The sequence below is a fragment of the Collibacillus ludicampi genome, from assembly GCF_023705585.1.
Taxonomy (GTDB): domain Bacteria; phylum Bacillota; class Bacilli; order Tumebacillales; family BOQE01; genus Collibacillus; species Collibacillus ludicampi.
The window spans coordinates 2,148,656-2,168,613 of record NZ_BOQE01000001.1 but is presented as its reverse complement, the minus strand read 5'-3'; the positions used below and the strand labels follow the sequence as shown (position 1 = coordinate 2,168,613).

At 48.1% G+C, this 19,958-nt stretch carries 16 protein-coding genes; 10 read left to right on the top strand and 6 right to left on the bottom strand.

Annotated elements, in window-relative coordinates; all coding sequences use genetic code 11:
- Positions 1-25: 25 nt before the first annotated feature.
- Complete coding sequence (locus DNHGIG_RS10900) at positions 26-1,339, bottom strand: glycine/betaine/sarcosine/D-proline family reductase selenoprotein B (protein WP_282199644.1); 1,314 nt, start codon at positions 1,337-1,339, stop codon at positions 26-28.
- Between the two features lie 12 nt (positions 1,340-1,351).
- Positions 1,352-2,659 carry a glycine/sarcosine/betaine reductase component B subunit gene (locus DNHGIG_RS10895; protein ID WP_282199643.1) on the bottom strand — a complete coding sequence of 436 codons (1,308 nt, stop codon included), beginning with the start codon at positions 2,657-2,659 and terminating at the stop codon, positions 1,352-1,354.
- A gap of 487 nt (positions 2,660-3,146) precedes the next feature.
- Between DNHGIG_RS10895 and DNHGIG_RS10890 the strand changes: the two genes are divergently transcribed.
- Positions 3,147-4,532 (top strand): MFS transporter, encoded by a 1,386-nt coding sequence (locus tag DNHGIG_RS10890; protein ID WP_282199642.1) that lies wholly within the window; start codon positions 3,147-3,149, stop codon positions 4,530-4,532.
- Positions 4,533-4,696: 164 nt separating this feature from the next.
- On the opposite strand, the gene DNHGIG_RS10885 is transcribed toward DNHGIG_RS10890, so the two are convergent.
- The gene (locus DNHGIG_RS10885) at positions 4,697-5,218 is read right to left on the bottom strand and encodes a DUF2179 domain-containing protein (RefSeq protein ID WP_282199641.1); all 522 of its coding nucleotides are present in this window, start codon (positions 5,216-5,218) and stop codon (positions 4,697-4,699) included.
- A gap of 205 nt (positions 5,219-5,423) precedes the next feature.
- Between DNHGIG_RS10885 and DNHGIG_RS10880 the strand changes: the two genes are divergently transcribed.
- The 3 genes from DNHGIG_RS10880 to DNHGIG_RS10870 are packed head-to-tail and all read left to right on the top strand — an operon-like array spanning position 5,424 to position 8,714.
- The gene (locus DNHGIG_RS10880) at positions 5,424-6,710 is read left to right on the top strand and encodes a sulfurtransferase TusA family protein (protein WP_282199640.1); all 1,287 of its coding nucleotides are present in this window, start codon (positions 5,424-5,426) and stop codon (positions 6,708-6,710) included.
- Positions 6,711-6,727: 17 nt separating this feature from the next.
- Entirely contained in the window at positions 6,728-7,855 is a 1,128-nt protein-coding gene (locus DNHGIG_RS10875; protein WP_282199639.1) for an acyl-CoA dehydrogenase family protein, read from the top strand.
- A 34-nt stretch (positions 7,856-7,889) separates the two neighbouring features.
- Complete coding sequence (locus DNHGIG_RS10870) at positions 7,890-8,714, top strand: phosphate/phosphite/phosphonate ABC transporter substrate-binding protein (protein ID WP_282199638.1); 825 nt, start codon at positions 7,890-7,892, stop codon at positions 8,712-8,714.
- 191 nt (positions 8,715-8,905) lie between these two features.
- Here DNHGIG_RS10870 and gbsB read toward each other — a convergent pair whose 3' ends face one another.
- Positions 8,906-10,108: a choline dehydrogenase gene (gene gbsB / locus DNHGIG_RS10865; protein ID WP_282199637.1), complete on the bottom strand. Its 1,203-nt coding sequence runs from the start codon at positions 10,106-10,108 to the stop codon at positions 8,906-8,908.
- Positions 10,109-10,158: 50 nt separating this feature from the next.
- A complete protein-coding gene (gene betB / locus DNHGIG_RS10860; protein WP_282199636.1) occupies positions 10,159-11,628 on the bottom strand; it encodes a betaine-aldehyde dehydrogenase in 1,470 nt (489 codons plus the stop codon).
- Between the two features lie 973 nt (positions 11,629-12,601).
- On the opposite strand from betB, the gene DNHGIG_RS10855 reads away from it, so the two are divergent.
- Entirely contained in the window at positions 12,602-14,251 is a 1,650-nt protein-coding gene (locus DNHGIG_RS10855) for a high affinity choline transporter 1 (RefSeq protein WP_282201407.1), read from the top strand.
- A gap of 126 nt (positions 14,252-14,377) precedes the next feature.
- Here the strand turns inward: DNHGIG_RS10855 and DNHGIG_RS10850 are convergent, their stop codons facing one another.
- Positions 14,378-15,061 carry a TetR/AcrR family transcriptional regulator gene (locus DNHGIG_RS10850; RefSeq protein WP_369414706.1) on the bottom strand — a complete coding sequence of 228 codons (684 nt, stop codon included), beginning with the start codon at positions 15,059-15,061 and terminating at the stop codon, positions 14,378-14,380.
- Positions 15,062-15,493: 432 nt separating this feature from the next.
- On the opposite strand from DNHGIG_RS10850, the gene DNHGIG_RS10845 reads away from it, so the two are divergent.
- The 5 genes from DNHGIG_RS10845 (at position 15,494) to DNHGIG_RS10825 (ending at position 19,870) form a co-directional block, all read left to right on the top strand.
- Positions 15,494-15,856 (top strand): DUF3870 domain-containing protein, encoded by a 363-nt coding sequence (locus tag DNHGIG_RS10845; RefSeq protein ID WP_282199634.1) that lies wholly within the window; start codon positions 15,494-15,496, stop codon positions 15,854-15,856.
- A gap of 160 nt (positions 15,857-16,016) precedes the next feature.
- On the top strand, positions 16,017-16,988 hold the full coding sequence (locus DNHGIG_RS10840) for a fumarylacetoacetate hydrolase family protein (RefSeq protein WP_282199633.1): 972 nt from the start codon (positions 16,017-16,019) through the stop codon (positions 16,986-16,988).
- A gap of 15 nt (positions 16,989-17,003) precedes the next feature.
- Entirely contained in the window at positions 17,004-18,173 is a 1,170-nt protein-coding gene (locus DNHGIG_RS10835) for a homogentisate 1,2-dioxygenase (RefSeq protein WP_282199632.1), read from the top strand.
- A gap of 45 nt (positions 18,174-18,218) precedes the next feature.
- Entirely contained in the window at positions 18,219-19,226 is a 1,008-nt protein-coding gene (locus DNHGIG_RS10830) for an LLM class flavin-dependent oxidoreductase (RefSeq protein ID WP_282199631.1), read from the top strand.
- On the top strand, positions 19,223-19,870 hold the full coding sequence (locus tag DNHGIG_RS10825; RefSeq protein ID WP_282199630.1) for a flavin reductase family protein: 648 nt from the start codon (positions 19,223-19,225) through the stop codon (positions 19,868-19,870). The genes DNHGIG_RS10830 and DNHGIG_RS10825 overlap by 4 nt, the downstream gene beginning before the upstream one ends.
- The last annotated feature ends 88 nt before the right edge of the window (positions 19,871-19,958 follow it).

Genomic DNA, 19,958 nt, shown 5'->3' with positions numbered 1-19,958 from the left:
ACACCCCTTTCAGCAAAATGTTCCGTCAGATGCGGACTTCAAAGACCGTCGGTTGCTCGATCTCGGTCGCCAAAGCTTCCAGCGCGACACCGACCCGGTGTTTCCGCATCTTCCACTCCTCTTCAGCTGTAAGGAGCGGATTTCCCAGCGGATGGGGAACCGCAACGGTCGGTACAATCCGGTTGGCGCCAACTGTTTTTGCAATCGACACCAGATTCGCCATTTGCACAACCGGAATCCCGGTTCGCTCAATTTCCTTTGTGATCGTTGCACCGCAACGAGTACAGGTCCCTCAGGTGGAAGTGAGAATCACAGCCGAAACGTTTGCTTCGTGCAATTGTTGGGCGATTTCTCTGCCCATCCTGCTTGCGTCCGCCTGGGATGTCCCGGTTCCGACGGTGCAATAGATATAATCGTGAATTTTGCCGATTTTCCCTTCTCTTTCGTATTCACGCAAAGCGTCCACAGGCGCGATGACGTTGGGATTTTCGTTTGCAAAAGATGGATCAAATCCGGCGTGAATCGTCTGCCACTCGCCGGGCTGTAACGATTCCAATCCGGCGATGTTGTATTTTCCCCATTTCGTGGCGGACGCGGACTGAATCCGGTCGGGATTCCCTGCCGGAACAATGCCGCCGGAACTCACTAGAGCCACGATCGCCCTGCTTACATCCACAGGTGGGGCGATCGGTACGCGATCCACTTTCGGCATCGGCATCTCCGTCTCAAACGGTTCTCCGTTCAGTTTTTTCAAAAGCATGTCAACTGCCCGGTCCGCCGCTGGCACCAGCGGATTGACAAACGACTCCAAGCGGATGCCACGCGGAAAATACCCCTCCTGCCTGGCCGGGCCAAGTTGGGCTCCATTTATCAGCTTTTTCGCGAAACCTGCCACTGTCGACAGATCTTTGCGCATGGCAGCCGCACTGTTTCCGCCGGGGAAAATGTACATGTGCTTATGGAACATTTCGACTGCTGGGTTTTCGACGTTCATACTGGTGATGGTCGGGACGCCAAACCGCTCCTCTACGGCTTTGCAAATTTCGCCGCAGGCAAATCCATACCTTCCCGCCAAAAAAGCCGGTCCCGCTATAAACAGATCAAACTCTTTGTCGGCCAGAAAACCGAGGATCGTTTCGATCGCCGTCTCTTTCTTCGAGCTGAAAAAATTGTCGCCACAAATGATGGTATGGGTGACATCGATGTCAGGCGCCAGCAGATTTTTCAACAGCAAACCGGGGCCCACAACCCCTTCCCTGATTTCAGGTTCATAGTCCGCTTTCTCTTCCCCACCAATTTGTCCGAAAAATTGATTGATATAATGGACAGCTTTCTTCACCCGGTTCACCTCCTAATACTCGACAACCGTTTTGTAATAATCCCCCGTGTTTGCATCCGAACAAAACATTCCGTTATTTTCCATTTCAATCGAACCGTCTTGCTTGACGCATCCTTCCCAACCTCCGGAATTGCCGTCTCTCGCCAGCGCTTCCAAATCACCGATCACTTTTTCCATCGGCGGTAGCCGCAAAAGCTGCGAAACATTTCCGGTCGACACGATCGCATCCGCCTTTTCCGATAAATCCACCAGCGGTTGTGAACGGCCATCGCGGCCCGTGCATTCATTGGTGATGCCGACTACTTTGATCCCCGCATCCTCCAACTCGTTAATCACGGCGATAAAATCGGCGTCCGGATTTCCGTACCCTTCCTCGCATACGATCGCTCCCTGGGCTCCCAGCGACGTTGCCAACTGCCTGACGAACAGGGCGGATCGGACCTTTTCCTCCAATTGCACATTCAGGTTGGAAACAATCACACCCAGAAAATTAATGGTTTTTCCGTGCTCTCTCAGCAAACGCTTAATCGTTGCATTATTGACATGCTGGTAAGTCGATATTTTGGATGAAGACGGCATGAAACTACCTGATATCACGGCGCCGTCCAACAGTTCGTTCGGGTGCATCAAGGTAGGCAGCATGTGATTGGCGTCCCACCCGTACACCAGCGCGTTGTAGCCTTCCTCCAGCATTTGCGATTGAAGTTGCAAGACATAGACGACGCCGGGCAATTGTTGCAAATCCTCACTGCGTTGGGCAAGCGGCGGTAATTCATACGTCTCCACTTCTTCCGGTTCCAAATCCCGAACACAATTTCCGATGTATTCGGCGAGGCGCATTCCCGCCCACCGCAACGCCCTGTTTTTCTTTTGCTGTTCATGTCGTTCAAACTCTTCATCTGTGTCGGCAACCAGACAGATATTGATCAATTGCGAGAACATCGTTTGTTTTGCGCCCGGTCCGCTCATATCGATCAAACCGTCCTGGAATCCCCCCCATCGTTTGCCGACCGCCAACACGCAACTGCCTTTTAATGCGTGTGTGCGGCCTGTGCCGGCAGGGATCAACTTATTGAGCGCTCCCGGAAACAGTACCCCACCTGACACCTTGCAGCGCGGTTCAATCGCTTCTTTCACCGGCGTGATTCGCACGCGGTCACCGGGTTTGGCGATTACGATGTCAACATCGGTGATATGTTCGTCCTCGCAAACAACGCGGATCGCCTCTTCCTTGTCAATCGTCAGCACTCCGTTTTGGTAAGCGGTTTTATCTCCAAACACCACGTCCCGTACATAAAAATTCCCGATTTCTAGCTTCACTCAGTCTTCCCCCCTTACATCTGTCTCCGTTTTTATAATCTTGGTTATATTATAATCCTGGTTATATGATTTGTGAAGCATATTTTTAAATTTTTCGAAAAGTGATTGTTTTTCAATCGTGAATACATTATAATCATTGTTACAAGAATACCCAAAAACGAACACCTACCATCATTATTGAAAACGCTTACATTTGTTTATCTCGAAATGATTTCGGTTTACCGAAGGAGGGGGGATCTATCATAAATCGCTAAACGGATCATTGCGCAAGCAACCGGCCACATGATAGAGGAATGATTATTTGAGATTATGAAGGAAACTAGCGCTATTTATTATTTTAAAATTCAGAAAAATTATACAAAAGCATCTTTTTAAAAATCATCGAGTTCATGATCTTCAGTAGGGGGGTTGTAAATTCTGAATTCTTTTGCTGTCGGCTTGTAATGAAAGTCATGTGATTCGTAAAGGATTCAGGGAGGGATGAGAAATGCATGATTCGAAAGCGATAGTTGAAGATTCGCCCTTAACACCTTTTCATCGGCGATTAACCATTTACTCTGCCGGTGGCCCATTTTTGGACGGCTACATTTTGAGTATTATTGGGATCGCATTAACCCAGTTAGGTCCCCAACTCCATCTCGATGCATTTTGGAGTGGTTTAATCGGTGCATCAGCTCTTGCAGGAATTTTTATTGGTGGATTGGTTTTTGGATATTTGACGGATCTCATAGGTCGTCAGGTCATGTATACAATCGATCTAATATTAATTATTATTGTTTCAATTTTACAAATGTTTGTGAATAGTCCGCTTGAACTCGTTATTTTGAGATTTCTTATTGGGATCGCCATCGGTGCCGATTACCCGATTGCGACGTCCCTTCTGGCAGAATTCGCTCCCCGAAAGTACCGTGGGCCTATGTTGGGAATGTTATTAGTCATGTGGTATTTGGGAGCAACGGTAGCCGATATTGTCGGATATCTACTCATGATGGGAACGGGTACAAATTCTTGGAAATGGATGCTCGGGAGTAGCGCCATTCCAGCTCTTATACTCGTGCTTATGCGTTGGGGTACACCGGAATCGCCTCGATGGCTGATCAGTAAGGGGCGCATAGAAGAAGCCCGCCAGATTGTTAAGCGAGTTTTCGGACCCGATGCAGATATCAGTGAATTGGATGAACAAACAGAAAAAACTCGATTCAGTAAAATGTTTGAGGGCGATTATTTAAAAAGAACCTTATTTATAGGGCTATTTTGGACATTTCAAATTATACCATTATTCGCGATATATACCTTTGGTCCGGAAATCTTGGATGCATTTCATCTTGGTCAAGGAAACTTAGCATATATTGGGGAAGCGCTGATTAGCATGTTCTTCCTAATAGGATGTATCCCGGCATTATTCTTAGTGAATACGATGGGACGACGTCCGCTGATCATTTGGTGCTTCGCGATTATGACCATAGGGTTATTGATATTGGGTGTGTTTCCGAATCCCCCTTTATGGGTGATTATCAGTGGATTTGCAGTTTATGCCCTCTTTTCCGGCGGCCCCAATGTGCTTGACTGGATTTACCCTAATGAACTTTTCCCTACGGAAATTCGGGCTTCAGCGGTTGGGGTAGGAACCGCCTTCAGCCGCATTGGAGCATTTATAGGAACATTTATTCTGCCTTATACCTTGACCAGTATTGGTGTTGGCCCAACAATGTTGATCGGTGCCGGTATTACATTTCTTGGACTGCTTGTGTCAATTGCGTGGGCACCGGAGACAAAAGGCAAAACATTATCTGAAACGAGTTCGATTCCATCATCAAGTGTTGTTGAAACAACAACTAGTAGGATCCATAAGTTAAGTGAGAGACAACTCTGACGCAATCATTTTAAGACTCACCAGTTTCACAAAACAGGATAGATATGAACAAGTCCTGTCTGCCAAGGGGCACACAGCCCCTCGTTTTTTTTTTGCCTCTGCTCTGACTCGCAACATTTGCCCGCCTTTGCCATGGACAGCCTCCAATAGGATCATTATATCATTCAATCAATTTTCAATTTTTTGATTAAAAAGCCCCCTTTAAAGTTTTTGGGTTCATAAGAAATGACAAATGCGTGAGGGGATAGATGATGAATAAACTGAACGAGTTCCCGTTCACAACTCCTTTTCGTCAAAACCTGTACCACTAATCGCTTTCCGTCTTTGCCGTCAGCCACCCATGAAGTTACACCGTATCCACGTTCCCTCAATTTCGGAAGTATTTCCACCTCTTGTGAATCAATGACCGCTTGTACGATTAAATGTCCAAGAGCCAGATATTCCTCAAATTTGCTTCCAACGTACACTCCCATCCCCCAACCCAAACAATAAGCAACAACATTTATCGGTTTGTTAAGGTTATCTAGAACGATCGATAGCCCGATGAGGTATACAAATACTTCCAACATAGAGAGTACGGATGCCAAAAATCGCTGACCTTTAATTACGAGGATCACTCGAATTGTGAATAATGCTACATAGGTAATATTGATCGCTATGATGATCAGAATGAAATACAATGACATCCCCCATTTCCCCTTGCATACTCCACCATTGTATTGTGACAAATAGTTATTATAACTATGATTATTTTTTATCAAAATTCAGACTCTTTGTCTAGCGTCAACTTGACGGAACTAGAAACTGCGAAAGCTGAATTCATAATTATCGTGAATTTACTAATAGTTATGAATATGATAGAATTTTGTTATAAAGAAAGGAGGGGCTTCAATGAGCGAATCCTCGCCGGAACAATACGGGTTGCTGGGCGTCACGCCGGAAGACAGGCTTGAACTCGGCCATTTGCCGAGCAGTTCGGAAACGTTTTTGCTGATCAAAAATGCGCTGCAGCGGCTCGGAGACAATCAGTTATTGGAGATTGTCAGTACAAATCCGCATTTGAAAGACGATTTGCGCAGTTGGTGCCGACTACATAAGATTTCGTTGTTGAATGTGATGGATGGCGGCGACCACTACCGTTTTTTTCTCCGTAACACGCACCTGTCTACCGGTGAGAAACCGGACTGGGGCACCCGAATTCCCTTGCGGACGGGCGGCAGGCTGGATATTCGGGATTGGTTTCAGGGACGCGTCGGCGATCTGCTGGAACAAGCACCCGCTTATATCGGGTTTGTCCCGAGGGGAGCGGTGGCGGAGCCCGGCATACCGGATTTCGGTTTTGACCTGATTCGCAAAGAGGATGTCTGGGCGGACAATCTGCTCGATCTGTACGAACAGGCGAAAGTGAGCCAGTGGAATGCGACGACCGACATCGCTTGGAACCAGTTGCGGCCGCTGTCTGATGACATGGAGTGGGCCGTCTGTCAGATCATGACCTTTCTGGCGGAGAACGAGTACTCGGCTCTATACATCCCTGCCAAGTTCATGGCCCGGATCCATCCTCACTACATTGAAGTCTTGATGTACCTGTCCACTTTGGTGCAGGACGAGGCGCGGCACATCGAAGCGTTTATGAAACGGGCGCTCGCCAACGGCGGTGGACTGCAATATTCCTCCACGCTCACCGAGCGGTCGCTGCACAGTTTGTTTATTCAGGAGGATTATTTCAAGTCCTCGTTTTTGCTGCATGTGCTAGGCGAGGGCACCTTTCTCGACCTGCTGAACTTCATCGAGGATCACGCGCCAGATCCGGTCACCGAACAGATTGTCCATTTGGCAAAAATCGACGAAGGCCGCCACGTCGCCTACGGGATCGGGCACGTTCGCCACATGTTGATGCGTAACCCGAAGCTGGTAGGAGCGCTGGTGCAAGCGGCCGAAGAACGGAACGAATTTCTGGCAGGCGCAGGCACCAACGAGAACTCGCAACTGATGGAAGCGCTCGCGATACTCGCGGGTGGAGGCCGCACCCCAGAACAGCTGAAAATCGGCTTTGAAAGGGTCAAACAATTGCGCGAGGCGATGTACGAACACCGGATTCAACGCATGCTGCAAATCGGCATCGATCGGTCCACTGCAGAGAAAATTTCAATGGAGCATACACCAAATTTTATGTGAAAAGGAGCGGGATCCATATGGCATCCGTCTTGGAACTGGCGAAACAAATCACCGGCGAAGTCATAGCACCTCTGGCGGCGGAAATCGACCGCACCAAGCGGTTCCCTAAGGAAGCGTTCAAAGCGTTTGGAAAAGCGGGCTTGCTCGGTTTGCTCGTGCCGCAGGAAGCAGGAGGTTTGGGCGGAACGCTGGAAGATTTGGTGGCGGTCACCGAAACGATTGCAGAAAGCTGCGGATCGACAGCGATGTGTTATCTGATGCATTCCTGCGCCACGATGGTGGTCGCCGCAAAGGCAAACGAGGATCAAAAAGAGCGCTATCTGCGCCCTATCGCCGAAGGAATGAAAATCGGGACGCTGGCTTTCAGCGAGACAGGCACAGGAGCCCATTTTTATACGCCGGAAATCCGGGCGGCATTGGACGAAGATACGTTCGTTCTAAACGGCCGGAAAAGCTTTGTGACGAACGGAGATCACGCTGATTTTCTGCTCGTTCTTACCAATGCGCCAACTGCTGACAAAGGATTGAACATGTTCATCGTCGATCGAGACACGCCGGGTGTCCGTTTTGAAGGAGAGTGGAACGGCATCGGGCTGCGAGGGAACAATAGCATCTCTTTGGTGATGGAAAATGTGCGCGTGCCCCATGCGCAACTGGTCGGAGCGGAAGGCGACGGGATGGGACTGATTTTTGAGGTGGTGGCTCCTTTCTTTATCTTGGGCGTGTCGGGCGTCAATGTCGGCCTGGCGAGAGGAGCTTACCTGACTGCCCTGCAGCATGCGAAAACGAGAAAATACGCGGATGGAAGGTCTTTGGCGGATATCCAGGCGATTCAATTTTATCTGTCCGATATGTTCGGTGCGGTGGAAGCAGCTTCCTTGTTTGCCCGAAATGCGTCGAAAGCAGCAATTGAAGGACAGGAAGACGCTGTGCTTCGCGTAATGCAAGCAAAAGTGCTGGCTTCTGAGTCTGCAATCAAAGTCACGAACCTGGCGATGCAAGTATGCGGCGGTCAAGGCTACACGCAGCAACTGCCGGTGGAACGGTATTTGCGTGACGCTCGGGCGGGAACGGTGATGGCGCCGACCACCGAGGTGTTAAAGGAATGGGTCGGCAAATCGGTGGCGGGAATCCCGTTGTTCTAGGCGTACAGATCGACACACGGAGGAGGAATGGTTCATGAGCAAGAAACATGCACTGTTGGTCGGAGCGGTTGCCTACGATCCGAAGGTGATTGCAATCTGGGATATCATCCGCGATTATTATCAGAAAAACGACTTCCCGATCGATTATGTTTTGTTCTCCAATTATGAAGCCCAGGTCGATGCGTTGCTGAACCGTTTCATCGATATCGCATGGAATACCAACGTGGCGTACGTGCGGATACAGGAGACGCTGGAAGGCAAAGCGAAAGTGCTGGGAATGCGCGATACGGACATCCACTTTACTTCGAAAATCGTCGCGCGCGCCGATCGTGGAATCGATTCCTTGCAGGATCTGAAAGGCAAGCGGTTCGCTCTGGGCAGTGCCGACTCTGCGCAGGCTGCGATTTTGCCCTATCATTTTCTGAAACAAAACGAGATCGACCCGGAAACCGATTTGCAACTCATCCGATTTAACCTCGATGTCGGCAAACATGGGGACACAGGCACCAGCGAATATGAGGTGTTGCGTGCGCTGAAACAGGGGGAAGCGGATGCTGGCGCGATCGGTGAATCGACGTGGATTCGGATGCTGGAACAGGGAATGGTTTCTTCGGATGAGATCAAATCGGTGTGGACTTCCCCCGGCTATTCCCATTGCAACTTTACAGTTCTGCCCGATTTTGACGACGCGCTCGGGAAACGATTCAGCGAGCTGCTGTTTGCGATGGATCCTGCAGAGCCGGAGATCCGCAAGATGATGGAGATGGAAGGGCTCAATGAATGGGTGCCGGCTGATGGCGAAGGCATTGAGGGTTACAAGGTTCTGCACGATGCGATGAAGGATCAGGGGTTGCTGTAGTGTTTTGTCACTTCGCGGGCGACTCCGCATCTCTGCCGCCGATGATCAACACCCGCTACGGATTCGGATGAAAAAGAAGCAATCGAGCAGGAAGGGGCTATTCCCTTCCTACTCGATCTGAAAAGAAAGTGGAAACCGGCCCCGAAAGGCCGGTTACACACAGGCGAATATTGATGAACGGACGGCCATCGTCAAACCGTACACGGTTCGAGATTGAAGCAACGGCGATAGATCCACTCGTATCCCTTAACGTTAATGTCACGGGGATTCCCCACTGTTTGCGGGTCGTGGAAAGCGGCTTCGGCCAATTCGGGAATCATTTCCCGCGGAACTCCCTGCTCCTCCAAGCTTGGAATCTGAACGTCTTGCACCAGTTTGTACACCTCGCGCACCGCCGCTTTCGCCGCTTCTTCAACGCTCATGCCATGGATATTTACCCCTAATGCCTGAGCGATGCGGGCGAATTTTTCCGGTTCTCCCATCCAGTTGTATTCCATCACCGGTCCCAACATGGCTGCTACGCATTCACCGTGCGCCACCGGAATAATGCCTCCAAGCGTTTGTGCCATCGCATGGGCGGCGCCGGCCGATTCGCTGCCGTACGACAATCCGGCCAGCATCGCGGCCTTAGCCATGCCGTAACGCGCTTCGATGTCATGCCCGTTTGCATATGCGCGACGCAAATATTTTGCAATGTATTCCATTGCCAATAACGCCACCGCATCCGTCATCGGCTGCGCATAGTGGCATGTATAGCACTCAATCGCATGAGACAGCGCGTCAATTCCGGTAGCAGCTGTAATGCGCGGAGGCATCGAAAGATGCAGTTCAGGATCAATAATCGTCAGATGAGCGGCGATCAGCGGACCGCCCACATTGAATTTGAATTTGCGATAGGGATCTGTGATGACAGCCCACTGCGTGACTTCGCTGCCTGTTCCCGCGGTGGTGGGGATGGTGGTCAACGGAGGAATCCGTTTTTCAAGCGGTTTCTTTCCTTCCGCCGCTTCATAATTCAGCACAGGTTCTCCGTGCACCACCTCGACTCCAATTGCTTTCGCCGTATCCATCGAGCTTCCGCCGCCTACCGCAACCAATCCGTCGCATTTGTTTTTCAGATACATTTCCGTTCCTCTTGCGACGACATGAATCGAAGGGTTCGGTTCTACTTCATCAAAGATCACCACATCGATTTTCGCTTCTTGCAGGCTGATCAGCACCGGCTCAATTAATCCGACCTTTCTTACCCCCGGGTCGGTGACAAGCAATACTCTCGAAACACCCAAATTTTTCACTTCTTCCCCGGTGTTCCTGACTGCACCGATCCCGTGTTTGACCACTGTCGGCATTTCAAAACTTTTGAGTCTACCCATTCTTTCAAACCGCATGAACATAGTCGTTTCCTCTCCTTTCACTTTTCAGATAGATTTGGTCAGACTGATTTTTATTGAAACCATCCCATGGGTTTGGGATCCAAGTTCATATACACATGTTTGATTTCCGTATACTCTTCCAATCCGACATGGCACAATTCCCGCCCGATGCCAGACTGTTTGTAACCTCCCCACGGCGCTTGCGGGAAATAGGGGTGGTAATCGTTGATCCAAACTGTACCCATCCGCAACTGTCGAGATACCCGCTCCGCCCGATTCATGTCTTGCGTCCAAACTGCCCCCGCCAAACCGTAAATCGTGTCGTTCGCCAGGCGAACCGCTTCTTCCTCGGTGTCAAACGTTTCAACCGTGAGAACCGGCCCAAACGACTCTTCCTGCACGATCCTCATATTCGTATGGCAATTGATGAAAATGGTAGGTTCAATAAAAAATCCTTTTTGCAGTTCGGGATCGGCTGGCCTTTTGCCTCCTAAAACCAATTTGGCCCCTTCCTGGATGCCCGTTTGAATGTATTTTTCGATGCTCGCCAAATGTTCGGCTGAAATCACCGGCCCCATTTGCGTTTTTTCATCAAATCCATTCCCGAGGCGAATGTGTTTCGCCTGCTCCACAACCGCTTCCACAAATCTGTCGTGGATCGATGACTGCACAAGAAGCCTCGCACCGGCTGAACAGACCTGTCCGGCATGGAAAAATACAGCATTCAGCGCATAATCCACCGCAGTATCAAAATCGGCATCGGCAAACACGATGTTGGGGTTTTTTCCTCCCAATTCAAGCGATATTTTCTTGAAGTTGCCTGCCGCCGCCTGCATAATCTGGCGGCCGGCGACACCGCCACCGGTGAAAGAAATCAAATCGACATCGTGATTTTCCGCTATTTCTTGTCCGACCGTTGAGCCAGGCCCTAGCACTACGTTGACCACGCCGGGAGGAAAGCCCACCTCCTCAAAAATCTCCGCGATTCTTAAGGTCGTCAGAGGGGTAATTTCACTCGGTTTGACGACTACGGTGTTGCCTGCCGCCAACGCCGGGGCGAGTTTCCAAGATGCTTGCAATAAGGGATAGTTCCAGGGCGTGATCTGTCCGCAAACGCCAACCGGCTCCCTCACCATCCGGCTGCTGGAGTTCGGTATAGGTGATTCGATGATCATGCCTCCGTCCTTGTCTGCCAATCCCGCATAATATTGGAACACGGCGGCAATGCCATCCATGTCCGCTAGGCTTTCGGTGAGTGTTTTTCCCGTATTCAACGTTTCCAGTTCCGCCAACTCTTGCTTATACTTCCTGATTTTCTCCGCTACCTGAAACAGCATGTCTGCCCTTTCGGGAGCCGTTACTTTCCGCCATTCCCCTTCGTCGAACGCTTTTCGAGCAGCCCGGATTGCATCGCGTGCATCTTCGCGGTCACCCCGCGGAACAACGGCAATCACCTCCTGGTTGTAAGGGTTGATGATTTCCTTCGTTTCGCCAGAACGTGCCGAAACCCATTTTCCGTCAATGTACATCATCTTTCGCATTCCAATCCCCCCTCAGACACTTTATATGTAGAACATTTGTAATTATCAGAAATCACAATTATTTTATCATCGTGATTATATTATAGTCAATGACAAATTTAACTGAATTTTTGCAATTGACATATCTATCTTTTTTGCTATAGTAATCTTTAACAATCATTCAAAACCGAAAAGGTAAACATGCTGCATTCACATTCGAAAACGCCAAACGATTGACTGAACGGATCTCTCATATGGTTCATGATTGATACGATCCTTGTCACCGACCATTATCGTGTCGTTCGTAATGCCGATGAAATGGGTGACCGCGTTCGCCAACAAGTGGCAGCTTCGCTTCATGACTTACGAAAATAGTAAAGCGCTTTCATGCGACATACAGTTCCGTTTGGAACAAATGATATCGCTTTCTAAAGAAATCAAGAAAGTCTATCGATGCAAGGAGAGGGAAGGAAAGAGACATATCTTAACTTCATAATAATCGCAATTATGAGAAAACTGATAAAACCACGGATTATGATGATGAGTTACATACGATGAAAGGCTACAAACGCTCCCCCAGGAAGGTTAACTAATGTAACGGGCAAACGGATCGCTCGTTACATTGGTTAATGATATTTTGAAACCCGGCGAAAGAAGGTGATGCGTTCACGACATCCCCTTTTACAATCCAACTGCGGAAAGGAGGTGCAGAAGCGGCTCCTTGAAAAGGGCCGAATGTGACGATGTCGGTTGTCCCAATCCAAACGTGTCACATTCAGCCGGTTGCCACTTGAAAAGAACTGGCTCTTATCAAGTGAATACAAATAGTTTACCATACTACCCCAATTTTTAGTAGTTCATTTGACCCTTACTAGCCGAAAAGAACCGTCTTTGTTTGCTTCAACAGATCGGCAATCTTTCAAAACGGGAGGGAAACCGTATGAGTGAATTCAATACAGCGGCTGAAGCGCCTTCCACTTTGGAAAATCAGACGATGCCGGACAAGAACCGAGCCAAGTTGTGGACACCTGCCCGAACTTCAATCGCAGGCTTTGTCGTGTTTACAGCCATTGCTTATATCTACTCCCTTGTTTCAAACACTCCGATCTATTGGTCCGGATTAATGATGACCCTGATCCTGTATTGCGTGATTTATTACATCGGAGCCGTTTCGATTCGAAATAAAAGAGGGAAGACGGATGACATGTTGGTCGCGGGGAGGGCGATGCCTCTCTGGATTTCCATGTTTACAATGACAGCCACCTGGGTGGGAGGGGGATATATCACCGGCACCGCGGAAAATATTTATAAATCCGGTTTTGTATGGACACAAGCGCCTTGGTGCTATTCCGTAAGCCTGATTGTCGGCGGGATTTTCTACGCCAAAAAGATGCGGCGGTATGAATTTATGACGATGCTGGATCCGTTGGAAGCGAGGTTTGGCAAACGGATGGCCAGTCTGTTGTACGTACCGGCGGTACTCGGAGAAATTTTTTGGAGCGCCGCGATCTTGACCGCACTGGGAACCACCTTCGGCATGATTCTCGGTTTGAGCTTCACCGTTTCTATCATTTTTTCCGCGGTGGTTGCTCTCGCTTACACGGTCGTTGGAGGTTTATGGGCGGTTGCACATACCGATGTTTTACAATTGTCCATTATGTTTATCGGGTTGTTTTTAACTTTACCGTTTGCTTTCTCCCACGTTGGTGGAGTCAGCCAGGCATTCGCCCATTACGCGGAAGGCATGCAAGGATCCATGAGTTTGTTTCCTCCCTTGATGGGTTGGAAAGATCCCGCTTGGGGCGATATGTACTGGAACTGGTGGGATTTTGCATTGCTTTTAATCCTTGGCGGCATTCCGTGGCAAAGCTACTTCCAGAGGGTGCTGTCCGCCAGAGATGAAAATGTGGCCATGTGGCTATCCATCACCGCCGGAATCTTATGTGCGTTCGCCGCAATACCTCCCACCTTGATCGGCATAGCCGGATACAACGCTGACTGGAAAGCACTTGGAACGACTGCACCGGAAAATTCCTCGATGATCCTCACATACGTTTTTAAATACATGACACCTGATTTTGTAGGTGCCATTGCCCTCGGTGGACTGGCAGCCGCCGTGATGGCTGCAGTAGCCGCTTCCATGTTGTCGGCGTCCGGCATGGCTGCGTGGAATGTATATCGCCCGCTGCTGAAACCGCAGGCCAATCAAGCGCAATTGGATAGAATTATCAAACGTGCCATTATCATTATCGGTTCGGCGGCCACTTTAATCGCATTGTCGGCAAAAAGCGTGTACGCATTGTGGTACCTGTCTAGCGACTTGGTTTACTGCATACTCTTCCCGCAACTGACCGCAGCGCTGTTTTACAAAGGAGCGAACAAATACGGCTCGCTTGCCGGTTATTTCGTTGCCTTCCTCTTGCGGGTCGGATGCGGTGAACGGTTACTGAAACTTCCTCCGATACTTCCCTATCCGATGATTCATGACGGCGTGGTGCTCTTCCCGTTCCGAACATTTGCGATGCTGGCCGGTTTGATCACGATCTTTGTCGTCTCGTATCTGACACGTAACATTTGCCCACCTTTGCCGCTGACCAACCTCCACAGGAAGCAAGCGGGCGAAATGTCGAATATATCCGCTTAAGTTCACCATTTTCCAGCGGGTCCGAGCTGACAACTCGGACCCGTTTCTTATGATCGCTTTGTGAAACCTGTGGCTGGATCGCTAACCTCATGCTTCTGTCCAACCGATATCGGGCCCATGACAATGTTACTGCCTTGCCGGAAATTCAAAGTGATTGGCGTTGAGAACGATTTGCCGGATATAGTTCATCACAACCTGTGCGGCTTCATTCGGACTCAGGTTGCGCCTTTTGTTCAAGAGCAATGTCAGCATTCCTTGCCACACCAATGTAGCCATTTCGTTGATCTCTTCCGCGTTTTCTTCTTTGATGTATCCTTCTTTGACACATCTTTCGAGAGCGATTCTTCCTCGCTTTGTCAAATTTGACTCGAGCACCATCGGAATCAGCTCTTCCGGGAGATCCGTGATGTCGGTGGGAAAAATCGTATAGTACTTTTGGATCAAATCTTCCGGTTGCCCGCCCAGATCGGATGAAAAAATAGCATGGTAAATTTTAGGTTCCGCAAACGAGTATTTGCAAAAGCATTCCCATATCAAGATATACTTTTCCAAAGGGCTGTTCCCTTGCGCGATATAGCGGGGAAGCGCATCCGTATACTCTTTTAGAAATGTCATCGCCGCGAAGAAGATCAAGTGAGAGACTTCTTGAAAATAGTTGTAGATCGTCGCGCTATTGTAGCCCGCCAGATCGGCGATCTTGCGGATGGTCACATTTTCGATTCCTTCTTCTTTGATGATCTTCACGGTCGCTTCAATAAAATACTGCATGATGCGGATCCTTTGAATGTTTTTTTTGTCCAACTGTATCACCTCTAAGGTACTGAACGTATAGATGTCTTTATATTCAGTCTTTAAGCGGTATAAAAGACATTGATTTGAGCCGCTTTGTCATAAAATAGTATAATCTCGCATAGATTCCTTACCATTTATCGTGACATTTCAAGCTTATTACTATTATGTGATGATACAACAAAAACGGGAGTCTTTGAACTCATTTTTATCGAAATCACAACAAAATGAATGTTCCAGGGTGAGAGCCTACTTTTATCATACCATTTCTTTCAAAGAAATGTTTTCTCAATCGACATTCTCCTGAATCCGTGACTGGATGAACGGCTTCGAACTGCATAATCAAGTGAATTGTCTGACACCACTATAACTCTTCAGAAAGCGTTTACACCAAGTGAAACAAGTGTTAAAATAGTATAAAAATAATGATATTTAGCGAGGTGACGATACCTTTTGCGTAATTTGCCTCTAGAATATGATGAAAATCATGTATTGGTAGCGGGTTTTGCTCAATTACCGAAAGGTACCACCCTATATGAAGTACAGAAAGTCATTGGTTTTGTAATGGTTGTGGATCGAAAGACCGATACGATTATGGATGCTTCTTTCACATTTGTGATGGATCTAACCAATCAATTCATTAGCCAGTTAGTAAAGGGATACGATTTAAAATTGGGAATGGATCCTTTGGTTGAACGTATCCGGAATCAAGTTTTTGTTCCGGCGTTAGGGGCCATCATCCAGGCCATTCGGTCGGCATTCGATCGCTACTTTGAATGTCGAAATTCTTCGAGAATGATGACAACTGTATCTTAAAAGAGCCGGATATCTATGGGGATGAACAACCTTCATCTCTTTGTAGTAGATAAACGCGGCTGTAAAGTACATGAGTGTTACTCACCGAAGATGGGGGGAGACATCATGTATTTTGCAGCCGTTTTTTTATTCCCTTTTCACGATAACGGAGGTCGTACGGATGAAATGGGTGACGTATTGCGATCAGAGCAAAGAAAAGGTGGGCTGGATTGTTGAACTTCAGGATGAAGAGTACATGATTCCATTGGAGGCAGCAGCTGACTGGTTCCGATCACAAGGAAGGGATTCTCCGCCCGTATTTGAATCCCTACTGTCTCTTATTGAAGCGGGAGAAGAGGTTTCCTTGCAATGGAAGGAAATCCATGGATCGATACAAAGCAAACCGGAAGTCATTCTGGAGATTGGAGTACCAATACGCAATGTCAAGTTGCTCGCCCCCATACCCCGGCCCCCTTCGATACGTGATTTCTATGCATTTGAAGAACATGTTAAAAATGCGAGAGGGCGAAGAGGGCTTGAAGTGATTCCGGAATGGTATGAGATACCTGTCTTCTATTTTTCCAATCATCTGGCTGTAGTAGGTACAGGAGAATCGATTCGAAGGCCAAAGCTAAGCCGTTGCCTGGATTACGAATTGGAACTCGCCTGTGTCATCGGCAAAAAAGGTAGAGATATTCCTGCTGAGAAAGCTGCCGATTATATTTTTGGCTACATGATTATGAACGATTGGAGTGCCCGCGATCTTCAGATAAAAGAGATGAAGGTAGGTTTGGGACCGGCAAAAGGGAAAGATTTTGCCACATCCTTAGGTCCTTATCTCGTAACGCCTGATGAATTGGATCGTTACAAGACAGCCAACGGGCGTTATCGCTTGGAAATGAAAGCTTATATAAATGGAAACGAGATTTCATCCGGAAACTTTGAAACCATTTATTATACCTTCGCTCAGATGATTGAAAGAGCTTCAGCGGATGTCACCCTTTATCCGGGGGAAATTCTTGGCTCGGGAACCGTGGGAAACGGATGTTTGCTTGAACTGGGAGAAGAGGTTCATCGTTGGCTAGAACCGGGCGACACGGTCTCCCTCTCCGTTACAGGTATGGGAACCCTCACAAATAACATTATTGAATAGAAAGGAGATGATAACATGCCGTTTTATCAAAAACGGGGAATGATTCCTCCAAAGCGCCATACGGTTTTTAAGAAGCCAGATGGAACCTTATACAGGGAACAGGTGATGGGAACGAGAGGCTTCTCCGGCATTCAATCGATTGTTTACCATTTGAATGCTCCTACTGAGATTGAGCATGTTGGAAAGATTAGAGATTTGACACCAAAGTATGCGGAATCCATTCCTCTTCAACATCGTCATTTTGCAACTTTTTCCCTTGAACATCAGGGCGAATCCAATGACCCTGTCATGGGGCGAATCTATCTTCTGGGGAATGAAGATGTACGAATCGCTGTTTGCCGTCCTGCAGTGGGAATGGACTATTTTTACCGGAATGCGGAAGGGGATGAGATCCTTTTTGTACATGAAGGAAAGGGGTATCTCGAAACGATTTTCGGCAAACTTTCCTATGAGGAAGGGGATTACCTGGTGATCCCGGTGGGAACTACCTATCGGGTCGTCATGGAGTCTGAAGCGACCCGTTTTCTTGTCATCGAGTCATCGGGTCCGATCACAACTCCCAGAAGATATCGCAACGAACATGGGCAACTCCTGGAACACAGCCCCTATTGCGAGCGCGATATCCGGACACCGGAAGAACTTGTTACACATGATGAAAAGGGGAAGTTTGAGGTACGCGTCAAACTGCACAATCAATTGCACAGTTACGAATATGGTTTTCACCCATTAGATACTGTCGGGTGGGATGGATATTTGTATCCCTGGGCTTTTAATATCAAGAATTTTGAGCCTATTACAGGCAGAATTCATTTGCCTCCACCTGTGCATCAAACTTTTGAGGGGGAAGGGTTCGTGATCTGTTCTTTTGTCCCTCGGTTATTTGATTATCATCCGGAAGCCATCCCCGCACCATACTATCATAGCAATGTGGATAGCGATGAAGTCCTTTATTACGTGGATGGTCAATTCATGAGCCGGAAAGGAATTAGCGAAGGTTCGATGACGCTTCATCCGATGGGATTACCTCATGGGCCTCATCCTGGAACGATTGAAGCGAGTATCGGCAAAAAAGATACTTATGAATATGCAGTAATGATCGATACTTTCAAACCACTTCGCATCACCAAACAGGCCCTTTCTTGCGAAGACGAAAATTATGTGTATTCGTGGCTTCCAAAATCCTGAGTACATGGAAAAAGATACTCAAAATTTGGTTTAGGAGAGATGAAAATGAAATTTAGTTTGTTTACCGTATTTGATAATTACAAACACGTGTATGACCGAACACCTGAACAGTTTATTGAAGAAGTCCTTCAACAAACGGAGGCAGGTGACCGGCTCGGCTATGATTCCGTATGGTATGCCGAGCATCATTTCAGTGAGTACGGCGTCCTTACTTCACCCAATATGCTGATTGCGGCTGCCGCGCAGAGAACCAAAAAGATCCGTCTTGGTGTATCCGTAGCGGTTCTCCCTCTTCATAATCCGCTGCGCATAGCGGAAGACTACGCCCTTGCCGACGTACTGAGCGGCGGACGCTTAAATTTTGGTATCGGCAGTGGCTATCTGCCACACGAATTCGCTGGCTTCAATATGACCACAGAGAATAAGGCGCATATCTTTAATGAAGCCCTGGAGATCATTAAATTGGCATGGAGCGGTGAGCGTTTTTCGTTTAAGGGGAACTATTTTGAGTGTACCGATGTAGAGTTGAATCTACTTCCTGTTCAGCGCCCGATGCCTCCTACTTGGATCGCTGCCCTTCGCCCGGCGGGTGCGTACTATGTCGCAAAAATGGGATATCCGATCATGGGGATTCCTTACGTCAATGCGAATTCCATCCATGAACTTGAAGAAATTCTTTCAGGATACAAAGAAACCTATAAAGAAAGCGGTTACGATCTTGATCAACTGGAAATCCCGTTAGCGCTTCACACCTATGTTGCCGAAACGTCGGAACAAGCCAGAAAGGATAGTGAAGAGCACATAAATCTTTATTTAAAGACCAGACAGTACGGGAAAAATGCACGCTATGACGACCTGTTAGCCAAAGAACAATTGGCGATAGGCTCTCCGGAGGATGTGATCCAGCTTATTCGGAAATATGAAGCGATCGGGATGAATCACGTCATGATGCTGATGAACTTCGGCGGCATGCCCCATGAAAAAGTGATGAAATCGATAGAATTGGTTGCACGTGAAGTGATGCCGGCTTTTAAGGGAGTGAACGTGTTTTGATCATTTTCCCATCGGAACAAACGCGGCAAGACAATTACAAACTATTAATAGGCAGTGTCCTTCCGCGTCCCATTGCCTTTGTTACCTCTGTTGGCAAAACAGGAATCGTGAATGCGGCACCCTTCAGTTTTTTTAATGTTATTGGTACCGAGCCCCCGCTTCTCATGTTTAGCTGTATGAGAAAACAGGGAGGGATCATGAAGGATACGGCACGTAATGCAGTTGAGAAGAAAGAGTTTATCGTACACATTGTGGATGAAGCGAATGTGGAGAAAATCAATTACACATCGATCGACGCGCCGGAAGATATCAGCGAAATTGAGTTAGCAGGGTTAACTGTGATCCCAGGGCACATCGTAGATGTTCCACGAATTCAAGAGTGTAAAATTGCCATGGAATGCCGGTTACATCAACATCTCACGCTGGGTGGCCATGAGGATGCACCCAATGCAGATGTCATCATCGGTGAAGTTCTCTGTTTTCACATTGCCGATGAATTGCTGGACAGCGGAAGAATCGATGTAGACAGGCTAAAACCTGTCGGAAGATTGGCGGGCACGCGTTACACGACGATCGGCCAGGTTTTCGATTATCCGCGCCCCACTTATCATAACAGGGAAGATTTCAATCATGAGAAAAAGTAATCTGGATGTACTCATGAATAGCCCGAGCATTCATTACTTTTTGGGGGAATGGATGGGAAACGGAGGTATCCCATCCTTCCCGGGATGG

Coding starts and splice junctions, on each gene's coding strand:
- DNHGIG_RS10890 (WP_282199642.1), top strand. CDS start 3,147: ATGCATGATTCGAAAGCGATAGTTGAAGATTCGCCCTTAACACCTTTT.
- DNHGIG_RS10885 (WP_282199641.1), bottom strand. CDS start 5,218: ATGTCATTGTATTTCATTCTGATCATCATAGCGATCAATATTACCTAT.
- DNHGIG_RS10880 (WP_282199640.1), top strand. CDS start 5,424: ATGAGCGAATCCTCGCCGGAACAATACGGGTTGCTGGGCGTCACGCCG.
- DNHGIG_RS10875 (WP_282199639.1), top strand. CDS start 6,728: ATGGCATCCGTCTTGGAACTGGCGAAACAAATCACCGGCGAAGTCATA.
- DNHGIG_RS10870 (WP_282199638.1), top strand. CDS start 7,890: ATGAGCAAGAAACATGCACTGTTGGTCGGAGCGGTTGCCTACGATCCG.
- gbsB (WP_282199637.1), bottom strand. CDS start 10,108: ATGTTCATGCGGTTTGAAAGAATGGGTAGACTCAAAAGTTTTGAAATG.
- betB (WP_282199636.1), bottom strand. CDS start 11,628: ATGCGAAAGATGATGTACATTGACGGAAAATGGGTTTCGGCACGTTCT.
- DNHGIG_RS10855 (WP_282201407.1), top strand. CDS start 12,602: ATGCCGGACAAGAACCGAGCCAAGTTGTGGACACCTGCCCGAACTTCA.
- DNHGIG_RS10840 (WP_282199633.1), top strand. CDS start 16,017: ATGAAATGGGTGACGTATTGCGATCAGAGCAAAGAAAAGGTGGGCTGG.
- DNHGIG_RS10835 (WP_282199632.1), top strand. CDS start 17,004: ATGCCGTTTTATCAAAAACGGGGAATGATTCCTCCAAAGCGCCATACG.
- DNHGIG_RS10830 (WP_282199631.1), top strand. CDS start 18,219: ATGAAATTTAGTTTGTTTACCGTATTTGATAATTACAAACACGTGTAT.